The sequence below is a fragment of the Pseudomonas sp. ChxA genome (assembly GCF_030263855.1).
GTDB lineage: Bacteria > Pseudomonadota > Gammaproteobacteria > Pseudomonadales > Pseudomonadaceae > Aquipseudomonas > Aquipseudomonas fluorescens_CB.
Genome location: NZ_JARPMK010000001.1, coordinates 356,159 through 369,540 on the forward strand (window position 1 = coordinate 356,159; position 13,382 = coordinate 369,540).

Sequence of the window (13,382 nt, forward strand, 5' to 3'; positions counted from 1 at the left end):
CCAAGGTTCCCAAAACGGGCTGGGGCTATGGGCGCTGTGCCGCATAAGCCCCGGGTGTAAAGAAGGGAGTTCCCGGCCTGCCTGTACCAGGGCTCCCAAAACGGGGTGAAGCCTTGCAAGGCTTCGGTGTTAAAGAGGGAATCCCCGGCCTGCCTGTACCGAGGTTCCCGAAACGGGTGTGGGGCGCGACGCGATCCGCATCAAGCACCCCGGGTGTAAAGAGGGGATTCTCGGCCTGCCTGTACCAAGGTCCCCGAAACTGGGTGATGTAAGGGTTATTGCAGGGCGCGTGCCAGAAGTTGCAATGTGTGCCAAAAAATTACGCTAGAAAGCGCAAAGCCCCGGAATACGGGGCTTTGGTGTTTTTGGGATTTAATCTTTTCTTAATTCAGCGAGTGTTTCAGGCCGGCTGGATGTGCGCGATGCTAGTTCATGGTGCATTGAAGCGGTGCACTCCACCTGATCATTCCCACGCTCTGCGTGGGAATGCACCGTGTGACGCTCCGCGTCACCAGTGCACAGAACTGAATTTGCGGTGAGGCTCGGACGCGGAGCGTCCGGGGAGGCGTTCCCACGCAGAGCGTGGGAACGATCAGCAGTTAGGCTTCATCACCCTCATCATCATCCCCACCATCGACCTTCATCCCCAGCTCCTTGATCTTGCGCGTCAGGGTATTGCGGCCCCAACCCAGCAATACCGCAGCATCGCGGCGGCGGCCGGCGGTGTGCTTCAGGGCGGTTTCGATCATGATGCGCTCGAACGCCGGCACGGCGCTGTCCAGCAGGTTCGACTGGCCGCGTGCCAGGGCCTGGTCGGCCCATTGGCGCAGCGCCTGTTCCCAGTTGGTCACCGGGGCCGAATCCTGCGGCAGGCTCAACAGCTCCGGCGGCAGGTCGCTGATGTGTACTTCGCGCCCGGACGCCATCACCGTTATCCAGCGGCAGGTGTTCTCCAGCTGACGCACGTTGCCCGGCCACGGCAGGTTCTTGAGGTATTCCTCGGTCTCGCTTTTGAGCAGCTTCGGCTCCACCGCCAGTTCTTGCGCGGCGCGGCTGAGGAAGTGGCGGGCGAGGGTCGGGATGTCTTCGCGGCGATCCGACATCCGAGGGATGTGGATACGAATCACGTTCAGCCGGTGAAACAAGTCCTCACGGAATTTGCCCGCGTGCACCAGGGTTTCGAGGTTCTGGTGCGTCGCCGCAATGATGCGCACATCGACCTTTACCGGCGTGTGCCCGCCGACGCGGTAGAACTCACCATCTGCCAATACGCGCAGCAAGCGTGTCTGGGTATCGGCCGGCATATCGCCGATTTCATCCAGGAACAGCGTGCCGCCGTCCGCCTGTTCAAAGCGCCCGCGACGCAGGTTGGCCGCGCCGGTGAACGCGCCTTTTTCATGGCCGAACAGTTCGGACTCCATCAAGTCCTTCGGAATCGCCGCCATGTTCAGCGCGATAAACGGCGAAGCCGCCCGTGGGCTGTGACGGTGCAGCGCGTGGGCCACCAACTCTTTACCGGTGCCCGACTCGCCGTTAATCAACACGGTGATGTTGGAGTGGCTCAAGCGCCCGATGGCGCGAAACACTTCCTGCATCGCCGGTGCTTCACCGATGATTTCCGGGGTGCGGGTCAGGGCCGGCGGGGCTTCCTGGCTTTGTTGTTCCTGGGCGTGCTGGTTGGCGCGCTTGACCAGCGCCACCGCCTCGTCCACATCGAACGGCTTGGGCAGGTATTCAAAGGCACCGCCCTGGTAGGACGCGACAGCGCTGTCCAGGTCCGAGTGCGCGGTCATGATGATCACCGGCAAACGCGGGTGCTGCTCGCGGATGCGCGCCAGCAAGTCCAGGCCACTGGCGCCGGGCATGCGGATATCGGAGATGATCACGTCCGGCTGCTGGCGAGCCAGGCGGCTCATCACCCCGTCGGCGCTGTCGAAGCTCTGGGTGGTCATGCCTTCCTGTTGCAAGGCTTTCTCGAGGACCCAGCGGATAGAACGGTCGTCATCGACGATCCAGACAGTTTCACTACGGCTCATGTCGTGGGGGCTCCTTGTTCCAATGGCAGGAAGATCGAGAACGTGGTGTGGCCGGGATGGCTCTCACATTCGATCAGGCCCTGGTGCTGGCTGATGATGTTCTGGGTAATGGCCAGGCCCAGCCCGGTACCGTCCGGGCGGCCGCTGACCATGGGAAAGAAGATGGTTTCCTGCAGTTCCGCAGGAATGCCTGGGCCGTTGTCGATGATCTCGACTTTGGTGACCAGCCGATGGCGCACATGGCCGATGGTGAACTGGCGCAGAGCGCGGGTGCGCAGGCTGATGCGGCCCAGGCGCAGTTCGTTCTGGCTGCTGATGGCCTGCATGGCGTTGCGCACGATATTGAGTACCGCCTGGATCATCTGTTCGCGGTCGATCAATACGTCGGGAATGCTTGGGTCGTAGTCGCGCACCAGAGTGATGCAGCCTTGGCTTTCGGCCTCGACCAGCTGGCAAACGCGCTCCAGCACTTCGTGCACGTTGGTCATCGCCAGCGACGGCAACTTGTTGGAGCCGAGCATGCGGTCCACCAGGTTACGCAGGCGGTCGGCTTCCTCGATGATGACGTTGGTGTAGTCCTTGAGGTGTTCCTCCGGCAGCTCACGGGCCAGCAATTGCGCCGCGCCACGAATGCCGCCGAGCGGGTTTTTGATCTCGTGGGCCAGGCCGCGCACCAGCATTTTGCTGGTTTCCTGTTTGGACAGCTGCGCTTCTTCTTTGGTGATGCGCAGCAGACGGTCGCGCGGGTGTACTTCGAGCAGCAGCAGGGTCGCGCCGTTGCTCAGGATCGGGGTCACGGCGTAGTCGACGGTCAGGGTCTGGCCGGTGAGGGCGGTGAGCATCGCTTCGCGCTTGGTAAACGGGTGCGCCTGCTCCACGGCCTGGCGCAAGGAACTCAAGGCCTCGGCCGACTCGGTGAACAATTCGCTGATGAACTGCCCATGGCTGCGCTGGCCGCTGATGGCCAGGAGCATCTCCGCCGCCGGGTTCATGTACTCAAGACGCAAGTCGTCGTTGAGCAGGATGGTCGCGGTGGTCAGGTTGTCGAGTAACAAACGGTGCAGTGCATCGCTGATGGTCATCGGGACCTCTTTTGGAGCAAGGCGCGGGCTTGAGGCACACGCTGATACAAGGAAAATGCAAAAACCAAACCAAGGCTCCGAAAAGAAGCGTTAAACCCCTGAAATAAGGGTTTTAGGCGCGAAACTGTGGCGTTCTGCCAGCTGGCTCGGGAAGAATCGAACCAAAATGGGCTGGATGGGTGGGAAGTGTGCAGGCTGTCGCACCAATATAGTGCGGTTTTGGAAAGTCTGTTCAGGAAGTGAGGGCTGTCGAGAAACTGTCTGGAGGAACTGGGTCAATGTGGGAGCTGGCTTGCCTGCGATAGCAATGTTGAATGTGCCGCCGCTATCGCAGCGATGCGGCGTCCCGACAAGCCAGCTCCCACAGTTTTGATTGGGTTGGCAGGCTTTAACCTTTGTAGATGCACAGCTCGGCAGTGGCGCGGATCATTGCCAGTTGGCGCAGCGGATCATTCAGCGGCTCATGCACGGCGGCAGCCAGCCACTGCGGGCACTGCGGGTCGGTGCGCTGCGGGGTGAAGTCGGCCAGTTGCTGCAGCAGGGTTTTTTGCAGTTGGTCCAGCTGCGGCCGAATCTGCTTCACCAGATCCGGGCGCGGGTCGTCCGGGGCTTTGCCCTGGAACTGCCAGTCGGACAGGTGGGTGTATTGCACCAGCTTATTGGCCTCTATCTGCGCAGAAAAAAACTGCTCAGCGGCGGCGGGGTCGAGTTTGTAGCCGGGCGCCTGGGCCGCCACGCTGGCGATCACCTCTTGTTCGCGCTTTTTGTCCTCTACGGGCTTGTGGCTGTCCCATTTGCTCAGGGCTACCTGATCGGCAATCTCCAGGCGCTCGGCGATGCTGTTGAGCAAAGGCTCCAGAGTGGGCGGCGCTGCGCTGGCACTGACGCTGACAAATAACAGAGCGAACACAAGTCGATGTTTCAAAGCGGATCTCCTGTGGGAGCTGGCTTGCCTGCGATGCGGGCAACTCGGTACAGCAGGTATACCCAGCGGATGCCATCGCAGGCAAGCCAGCTCCCACATTTTTAATCGGGTTGCAGGCCTGCAGTGGCGTCAGCCAGAGGCTACCTTAACTTGCGTGCTTGCCTACAGGTGCGCCAGAATCCGCCGGCTTGTACGGCTGGCTTGTCGTCTTTAAGGTTGCTCGGTCGCTGCTCATCAGCGATCAGGTTTAGTAGCCTGAGGGTTAAGTTAAGTCGTACCACTCCGACCTTTATGGCGGCTGTGCGTAGGGCACCTTCGGGTGCGCCGGCTTTTGCTTAACTTCCCCGGTCTACTAACCTGCGCATAGCTGCCACCCTATCGTTTAGTAGCGAGTCGATGGCGGCCTCATTCGAGGAAGTTAAGACATGTTCAAAGCAACCCCAAATCCGCCTCCATCCGTCTTCACTATCGACCCCGACAGCGACGACGAATCCCTGCTGATCAACAGCGTCGAAGCCTTTACCTCGGTCAGCACCTTGTTGCTTGATTTGTCCGAGGCGCTGGAAGGCAAACATCGCGATACCGTCCTGGCGATTCACCAGCTCAGTGCCCTCGGCACCTTGATGGTGGGCAAACTGCTCGACCGCCACGCCCCGGCTCGCTAAACGCCAGGCAAAAAAAAGACCTCCCGAAGGAGGTCTTTTTCGTTACGCCGCGTTAAGCGGCGCTACCGGATCAGCAGCTGTAGTACAGCTCGTATTCCAGTGGGTGTACGAAGGTGCGTACTTTGATTTCTTCTTCGCTTTTCAGCTCGATGTAGGCATCGATGAAGTCGTCGCTGAATACGCCGCCTTTGGTCAGGAACGCACGGCCCTTGTCCAGCTCTTCCAGGGCTTCTTTCAGGCTGCCGCACACTTGTGGGATCTCTTTGGCCTCTTCAGGCGGCAGGTCGTACAAGTTTTTGTCGGCGGCGTCGCCTGGGTGGATCTTGTTCTGGATACCGTCCAGGCCAGCCATTACCAGCGCAGCGAAGGCCAGGTATGGGTTGGCTGCCGGGTCCGGGAAGCGAGCTTCGATACGGCGAGCGCGAGGGCTGGACACGTAAGGAATACGGATCGAAGCGGAACGGTTACGTGCCGAGTAGGCCAGCATTACCGGTGCTTCGAAACCTGGGACCAGACGCTTGTAGGAGTTGGTCGACGGGTTGGTGAAGCCGTTCAGGGCCTTACCGTGCTTGATGATACCGCCGATGAAGTACAGGGCAGTGTCGGACAGGCCGGCATAACCTTCGCCAGCGAAGGTGTTCTTGCCATCTTTGGCGATGGACAGGTGAACGTGCATACCCGAACCGTTATCGCCGTACAGTGGCTTAGGCATGAAGGTAGCGGTACGGCCGTAGGCATCAGCCACGTTGTGTACGCAGTACTTCAGGGTCTGAACTTCGTCAGCCTTGGCTACCAGGGTGTTGAACTTCACGCCGATTTCGTTCTGGCCGGCAGTCGCCACTTCGTGGTGGTGAACTTCGATGACCAGGCCCATTTCTTCCATGGCGTTGCACATGGAGGTACGGATTTCGTGGTCGTGGTCGAACGGCGGAACTGGGAAGTAACCACCTTTGACGCCTGGACGGTGGCCTTTGTTGCCGCCTTCGATGTCCTGGTCGGACATCCACGAACCTTGTTCGGAGAAGATTTTGAACATGGAGCCGGAGATGTCGGACTTGAACTTGACCGAATCAAAGATGAAGAATTCTGGCTCCGGGCCTACGAATACGGTGTCGCCGATACCGGTCGACTTCAGGTATTCCTCGGCACGCTTGGCGATCGCACGTGGGTCGCGGTCGTAGCCTTGCATGGTCGAAGGCTCGATCACGTCGCAGACGATGATCAGAGTTGGGTCTTCGGTGAACGGGTCGAGTACGGCAGTGCTGTCGTCCGGCATCAGGATCATGTCGGAAGCTTCGATGCCTTTCCAACCGGCAATGGAGGAACCGTCGAACATTTTGCCTTCTTCGAAGAAAGCATCATCCAGCGCGTCGCGAGCCGGCATGGTCACGTGGTGCTGAGTACCTTTAGTGTCCGTGAAGCGCAGATCAATCCATTTAACGTCATGATCTTTGATGAGTTGAACCGACTTCGACATGGTGTCCTCCGGGTGGCTTCGGGCTGGGGTAGTGGAGTTAGCCCTTAGAATGTGGGTGATGCCGGCGCGAATACTCGACCAAGGCAACCTGCCTCACAAGAGAGCAAATTGCATGCCAGTGCGCCAACATGGCCTTTTTGCTTCAAAATGGCCCCTATAACGGTGCAATCCGCTGAAGCGGAATAAATAACGCACTGCAATGTAGCGTTAATTTGCGCAAATGACCCGTTTTGGTGCGTTGCGCCTGTGATGCATATTAACTGGTTAAACCTTGAGCGATTTCCGCTATAATCCGCGCCCCCCTTTTTCAGCAGGCCCGGCGCGCGCTGTTTCCATGAAATTAATCGTAAAAGTCTTCCCCGAGATCACCATCAAAAGCCGACCGGTACGGACGCGTTTCATCCGTCAGTTGGCCAAGAACATCCGTGCCGTGCTCCGCGACCTGGACCCGGCTGTGGTGGTGAATGGCGTGTGGGACAACCTCGAGCTGGAAACCCGCATTACCGACGCCAAAGCCTTGAAGGACATGACCGAGCGCCTGAGCTGCATGCCGGGCATCGCGCATTTCCTGCAGGTGGATGAATACCCGTTGGGCGACTTCGACGACATCACCGAAAAGTGCAAACAGCACTACGGCGAGTCGCTGGAAGGCAAGATCTTTTCGGTGCGCTGCAAGCGTGCCGGCAAGCACACCTTCAGCTCCATGGATGTAGAGAAATACGTCGGCAGCAAGCTGCGTCGCGAGTGCGGCGCCGCCGGAATTTCCCTTAAAGCGCCGCAAATTGAAGTGCGCATGGAAATTCGCGACCAACGGTTGTTTGTGATCCACAGCCAGCACAACAGCATCGGCGGCTACCCGCTGGGCGCACTGGAACAGACCCTGGTACTCATGTCCGGCGGTTTCGATTCCACGGTGGCGGCCTACCAGATCATGCGCCGCGGCCTGATGAGCCACTTCTGCTTCTTTAACCTGGGCGGGCGTGCACACGAATTGGGCGTGATGGAAGTCGCGCACTTTATCTGGAAGAAGTACGGCAGCTCCCAACGCGTGCTATTTGTAAGCGTGCCGTTCGAGGAAGTGCTGGGCGAAATTCTCGGCAAAGTCGATAACAGTCATATGGGCGTGGTATTGAAGCGTATGATGTTGCGCGCTGCGTCCCGAATCGCCGATCAGTTGCAGATCGACGCGTTGGTGACCGGTGAAGCGATCTCCCAGGTGTCCAGCCAGACGCTGCCCAACCTGTCGCTGATTGATTGCGTCACCGAGAAGCTGGTCTTGCGCCCGCTGATCGCCAGCCATAAGCAGGACATCATTGACCTGGCAGAAGAAATCGGCACGGCCGACTTTGCCAAGCACATGCCTGAATATTGCGGGGTCATTTCGGTGAACCCCAAGACCCACGCCAAGCGCAACCGCGTGGAGTATGAAGAACAACAGTTTGATATGGCGATTCTTGAGCGTGCGCTTGAGAACGCCAAACTGGTCCCGATCGATCGTGTCATCGATGAATTGGGCCAGGATGTGCAAATCGAAGAAGTCAGCGAAGCCCTGGCCGGCCAGATCGTCGTCGACATCCGTCACCCGGATGCCGCCGAGGATGAGCCGCTGGAAATCGCTGGCATCGACGTGCAAGCGCTGCCGTTCTACGCATTGAACGCGCGTTTCAAGGAACTGGATAACAGCCGTCAGTACCTGCTGTATTGCGACAAAGGCGTGATGAGTCGCCTGCATGCCCACCATTTGCTCAGTGAGGGGTATGCCAATGTGCGCGTTTATCGACCGAGCTAAGAGCCCGGGGCTGTTTGCCTGTGGCCTGCGTCACCGGCCCCCCGACTCTGCCGTCAAGCTGTAACGGCAAGGCCTGACTCTACTGTTAATCGCTGCCACGACCTGTCAGCACACCGAATCCTCTGATCGAGATACACAAGTGATCGAAAATCTACGTAACATCGCCATCATTGCTCACGTTGACCATGGTAAAACCACCCTGGTAGACAAACTCCTGCGTCAATCCGGCACCCTGGAGCGCAACGAGCTCAACGACGAGCGCGTGATGGACTCCAACGACCAGGAAAAAGAGCGCGGTATTACCATCCTGGCTAAAAACACCGCTATCAACTGGAACGGCTACCACATCAACATCGTGGATACCCCGGGCCACGCCGACTTCGGCGGCGAAGTAGAACGCGTAATGTCGATGGTTGACTCCGTTCTGCTGCTGGTTGACGCTCAAGACGGCCCTATGCCGCAAACCCGTTTCGTGACCAAGAAGGCTTTCGAAGCCGGCCTGCGTCCGATCGTGTGCATCAACAAGGTTGACCGTCCAGGCGCGCGTCCGGACTGGGTTCTGGACCAGATTTTCGACCTGTTCGACAACCTGGGTGCTACCGAAGAACAGCTGGACTTCCAAGTCATCTACGCTTCGGCCCTGAACGGTATTGCCGGTCTGGAACACACCGCCATGGCGGAAGACATGACCCCGCTGTACCAGGCAATCGTTGACCACGTTCCACCACCGAAGGTTGACCGTGAAGGCCCGTTCCAGATGCAAATCTCGGCACTGGACTACAACAGCTTCCTGGGTGTTATCGGCGTTGGCCGTATCGCTCGTGGTAGCGTCAAGCCGAACACCCCGGTTGTCGCCATCGGCGCCGACGGCAAGAAGCGTAACGGCCGTATCCTGAAGCTGATGGGTCACCACGGTCTGCACCGTATCGACGTTGAAGAAGCTTTCGCTGGCGACATCGTTTGCGTGAGCGGTATGGACTCGCTGTTCATCTCCGACACCCTGTGCCAGCCGGACACCGTCGAGGCGATGAAGCCTCTGACCGTTGACGAGCCAACCGTTTCCATGACCTTCCAGGTAAACGACTCGCCTTTCTGCGGTAAAGAAGGCAAGTTCGTGACTTCCCGTAACATCAAGGAACGTCTGGACAAAGAGCTGCTGTACAACGTTGCTCTGCGCGTTGAAGAAGGCGACTCGGCTGACAAGTTCAAGGTTTCCGGCCGTGGTGAGCTGCACCTCTCGGTACTGATCGAAACCATGCGTCGCGAAGGCTTCGAAATGGGCGTTGGTCGTCCAGAAGTGATCATCCGTACTGTTGACGGCGTGAAGCAGGAACCGTTCGAAAACGTCACCATCGACACCCCTGAAGAATCCCAGGGCAAGGTCATGGAAGAGATGGGCCTGCGTAAGGGCGACCTGACCAACATGGTGCCGGATGGCAAAGGCCGTGTACGTCTGGAATACAACATCCCTGCTCGTGGTCTGATCGGTTTCCGTAACCAGTTCCTGACCCTGACCAACGGTGCTGGCATCCTGACCTCGATCTTCGATCGCTACGACACCATGAAGTCCGGCGACATGTCCGGCCGTCAGAACGGTGTTCTGGTATCGGTAGAAACCGGCAAGGCGCTGACCTACTCCCTGGAAACTCTGCAGGCGCGTGGCAAGCTGTTCGTTGAACACGGTCAAGAGATCTACAACGGTCAGATCGTTGGTCTGAACAGCCGTGACAACGACATGGGCGTTAACCCAACCAAAGGCAAGAAGCTCGACAACATGCGTGCTTCGGGCAAAGACGAAACCATCGCTCTGGTCCCACCTGTTCGCTTCACCCTGGAACAGGCCCTGGAATTCATCCAGGACGACGAGCTGTGCGAAGTTACGCCTAAGTCGATCCGCCTGCGTAAGAAGATCCTGGACGAAGGCGAGCGTACCCGCGCTGCCAAGAAAGCCAAGAACTGAGTTAACTCAGGCTGAATGAAAACGCCCCCGGTCGAAAGGCCGGGGGCGTTTTTTTATGCCTGCAGTTTTTGTGGTGACTGTGCCGGCCTCATCGCGGGCAAGCCCGGCTCCCACATTTTGGATCTGTGAATACATTCAAATGTGGGAGCTGGCTTGCCTGCGATGAGGCCCTTGAGGGCACTACAAAATCCGGATCAGAACTTGTCGAGGGTCCGGAACTTGGTCTCGCGCACCACTTCTTTGGGCTTATACGCGCAATACCCCGGCCGCGGCCCGATTTTCGGGTGGTTGCGGCAAGTATCCGGGCGCTTGTCATAAATAGTGCAGAAGCGCGTCTTACGATCCAGGTACAGGCAGTCGTTGTTGCTCATGCGCTGCAGGGTAAAAATTTCCGACTTGGAATTGAAGCGCTCGACGATGCCTTCCTTCTGCAAACGCTTGGCGATGTTCTTCGGCGGGTCGCCGCGCTCGAACTCATCGACGATGCCAATGCGGATAAGGTCCTTGATCTTCACCTCGACCGGCAGCGTGCAGCAGCTGGACACGCAGCCGCCGCACATGTGGGCGGAATATTTCTGCCAGGTCTCGAGACGGTCGAGTTCCGCGGCGGCGATCAGTTGAGGCTTCATCAGGGTTCCAAGGTGGGGCTGTATCCGGGCGCGCGATCATACCGGGATTGGTGGTTTTTTGAACAATATTTTGCAGATTTCATCTCCAACGGTGCAGGAGGAGAAAGCAGGCACGGCCCCTGCATCAATTTCCCTCAATGGTGAATGAGTTAAAAAACTGCCGAACCAGCACGTCTACCGTCTGTCAGACCGACTAGGCTCTAGCAACTCCTTCAATCTCGCCCGAGGTCGCACCGATGTCTCAGGAACCGCTTGCACGAGAAGCAGAGGTAGCCGCATTCCGCGATGCTGTCTTGACCAAACTCACCTACGCGGTGGGCAAGGACCCGGATCACGCCTTCGACCACGACTGGTTCGAAGCCATTGCCCTGGCCGCCCGCGACCAGATGGTCGACCACTGGATGAACCACACGCGGCGCATCTACCGCAAAGGCCAGAAGCGGGTGTATTACCTCTCGCTGGAATTCCTGATCGGCCGTTTGCTTTACGACAGCCTGAGCAACCTGGGCGTGTTGGAGATTGCCCGCGAAGCCCTGTCCGAACTGGGCGTGGACCTGGAGCGCATCCGCCTGCTGGAGCCCGACGCGGCGCTCGGCAACGGTGGCCTGGGCCGCCTGGCGGCGTGCTTTATGGAAAGCATGTCGACCTTGGGCATTGCCGGCCACGGTTATGGCATTCGCTATGAGCACGGTCTATTCCGTCAGGCAATCGTCGACGGCTGGCAGCAAGAGCAGACCGAGCGCTGGCTGGACTTCGGCAACCCGTGGGAATTCGAGCGCGCCGAAGTGATCTACCCGATCGGCTTTGGCGGCAGCGTCGAAACCCTGGCGGATGCCTCCGGCAAGATGATTCAGGTGTGGACGCCTAATGAAACAGTCCGCGCAGTAGCTTACGACACCCCAGTGGTCGGCTGGCGCGGTGCCAGTGTGAACACCCTGCGCCTGTGGCGCGCCCGCGCCGTGGAAGACCTGCACCTGGAGCGCTTCAACGCCGGTGACCACTTGGGCGCCGTCGCCGAAGTGGCCCGCGCCGAAAGCATCTCCCGAGTGCTTTACCCGGCCGACAGCACCGAAGCAGGGCAGGAACTGCGTCTGCGCCAGGAATACTTCTTCGTTTCGGCCTCGCTGCAAGACTTGCTGCGCCGCCACAAAAACATGCACGGCTCGGTACTGAGCCTGGGCGAACACGCCGCGATTCAGCTCAACGACACCCACCCGTCCATCGCCGTGGCCGAGTTGATGCGCCAACTGGTCGACCTGCACGACATCCCGTGGGAAGCCGCGTGGGATGTAACGGTTGAAACCCTTTCCTACACCAACCACACCTTGTTGCCCGAGGCATTGGAAACTTGGCCTGTCGGCTTGATGGAACGCATGCTGCCTCGGCACATGCAGATCATCTACCTGATCAACGCCCAGCACATTGATTCGCTGCGCGCCAAGGGCATCCACGACTTTGACGTGTTGCGTGCTGTGTCGCTGATCGAAGAAGACAACGGCCGCCGTGTGCGCATGGGTAACCTGGCGTTCCTTGGCTCCCATAGCGTTAACGGCGTTTCCGGGCTGCACACCCAGTTGATGCGCAGCACGGTGTTCTCCGAGATGCACAAGCTGTACCCGGAGCGCATCAACAACAAAACCAACGGCATTACCTTCCGCCGTTGGTTGTACCAGGCCAACCCCAAGCTCACCGAGATGCTGGTGGAAGCGCTGGGCCCGGACATTCTCGACACCATGGAAACGCGCCTGACGGAGTTGGAAACCTTCGCCGAGAAACAGGCATTCCGCAAAGCCTTCGCCGAGCAGCGCCTGCACAGCAAGCGCGCGCTGGCCGAGATCATCCACGAGCGCCTGGGCATTTCGGTGAACCCGGCGGCGATGTTCGACGTGCAGGTCAAGCGCATCCACGAATACAAACGCCAGTTGCTCAACCTGCTGCACACCGTGGCGCTGTACCAGGCCATTCGTGCCGAGCCGGGCACAGACTGGGTGCCGCGCGTGAAGATCTTTGCGGGCAAGGCGGCTGCGAGTTATCACCAGGCCAAGTTGATCATCAAATTGACCAACGACATCGCCCGCACCGTGAACAACGACCCGACCGTGCGCGGTTTGCTCAAGGTGGTGTTCCTGCCCAACTACAACGTCAGCCTGGCGGAAAGCATCATCCCGGCGGCGGACTTGTCGGAGCAGATTTCCACCGCCGGTTTTGAAGCTTCAGGCACCAGCAACATGAAATTCGGCCTCAACGGCGCACTGACCATCGGCACCATGGACGGCGCCAACGTGGAGATGCACGAGCGTGTGGGCGCCGAGCATATGTTCATCTTCGGTCTCAGCGCCCAGCAGGTGGAAGCGCGTAAGCACGCCGGTGAGTTCAACGCCGGGCCGGATATTGCCGCCTCCCATCGCCTTAACGATGTGCTGCAAGCGATCCGTGGCGGGGTGTTCTCGCCGGATGATCCGGGCCGTTATGTAGGCTTGATCGACGGGTTGATCGACTACGACCGCTTTCTGGTGTGCGCTGACTTTGACGCTTACTGGGACGCCCAGGCGCGGGTTGAAGCGCATTGGCACGATTCCAAGGCCTGGTGGCGCTCGGCGGTGCTCAATACGGCGCGCATGGGCTGGTTCAGCTCGGACCGCACCATCCGCGAATACGCCACCGAGATCTGGAAAGCCCTCGACTAAACACCGCAAGACCCCATGTGGGAGCGGGCTTGTTGTGGCGAGGGAGCTTGCTCCCGCTCGGTTGCGTAGCAGCCGCGGCTATTGCGGGCGCTGCGCACCCAAGCGGGAGCAAGCTCCCTCGCCACATAAAGC

General features: G+C 59.1%; 9 protein-coding genes. 4 read left to right on the top strand and 5 right to left on the bottom strand.

Features of this window, described 5'->3' with window-relative positions; translation table 11 throughout:
• Positions 1–599 precede the first annotated feature (599 nt).
• From ntrC to P5706_RS01525, 3 genes are all read right to left on the bottom strand, one after another.
• Positions 600–2,036, bottom strand: coding sequence for a nitrogen regulation protein NR(I) (ntrC, locus tag P5706_RS01515; RefSeq protein WP_017138632.1), 1,437 nt, complete (start codon positions 2,034–2,036; stop codon positions 600–602).
• Entirely contained in the window at positions 2,033–3,118 is a 1,086-nt protein-coding gene (gene glnL / locus P5706_RS01520) for a nitrogen regulation protein NR(II) (protein WP_017138631.1), read from the bottom strand. The genes ntrC and glnL overlap by 4 nt, the downstream gene beginning before the upstream one ends.
• 388 nt (positions 3,119–3,506) lie before the next feature.
• On the bottom strand, positions 3,507–4,142 hold the full coding sequence (locus P5706_RS01525) for a chorismate mutase (RefSeq protein WP_502945428.1): 636 nt from the start codon (positions 4,140–4,142) through the stop codon (positions 3,507–3,509).
• Between the two features lie 326 nt (positions 4,143–4,468).
• Here P5706_RS01525 and P5706_RS01530 point away from each other — a divergent pair, with 326 nt between their 5' ends.
• Positions 4,469–4,708, top strand: a complete 240-nt coding sequence (locus P5706_RS01530) for a DUF6124 family protein (RefSeq protein ID WP_200433724.1) — start codon at positions 4,469–4,471, stop codon at positions 4,706–4,708.
• Positions 4,709–4,778: 70 nt separating this feature from the next.
• Here P5706_RS01530 and glnA read toward each other — a convergent pair whose 3' ends face one another.
• Positions 4,779–6,185, bottom strand: coding sequence for a glutamate--ammonia ligase (gene glnA / locus P5706_RS01535; protein ID WP_110622433.1), 1,407 nt, complete (start codon positions 6,183–6,185; stop codon positions 4,779–4,781).
• Positions 6,186–6,519: 334 nt separating this feature from the next.
• Between glnA and thiI the strand changes: the two genes are divergently transcribed.
• Both thiI and typA read left to right on the top strand, forming a co-directional pair.
• Positions 6,520–7,974 carry a tRNA uracil 4-sulfurtransferase ThiI gene (gene thiI, locus P5706_RS01540; RefSeq protein ID WP_065930794.1) on the top strand — a complete coding sequence of 485 codons (1,455 nt, stop codon included), beginning with the start codon at positions 6,520–6,522 and terminating at the stop codon, positions 7,972–7,974.
• Positions 7,975–8,113: 139 nt separating this feature from the next.
• Positions 8,114–9,934, top strand: coding sequence for a translational GTPase TypA (gene typA / locus P5706_RS01545; protein WP_053140412.1), 1,821 nt, complete (start codon positions 8,114–8,116; stop codon positions 9,932–9,934).
• A gap of 194 nt (positions 9,935–10,128) precedes the next feature.
• Here typA and P5706_RS01550 read toward each other — a convergent pair whose 3' ends face one another.
• The gene (locus P5706_RS01550; RefSeq protein ID WP_016972268.1) at positions 10,129–10,563 is read right to left on the bottom strand and encodes a YkgJ family cysteine cluster protein; all 435 of its coding nucleotides are present in this window, start codon (positions 10,561–10,563) and stop codon (positions 10,129–10,131) included.
• Positions 10,564–10,799: 236 nt separating this feature from the next.
• Between P5706_RS01550 and P5706_RS01555 the strand changes: the two genes are divergently transcribed.
• Positions 10,800–13,250 (top strand): glycogen/starch/alpha-glucan phosphorylase, encoded by a 2,451-nt coding sequence (locus P5706_RS01555; RefSeq protein WP_200433722.1) that lies wholly within the window; start codon positions 10,800–10,802, stop codon positions 13,248–13,250.
• The last annotated feature ends 132 nt before the right edge of the window (positions 13,251–13,382 follow it).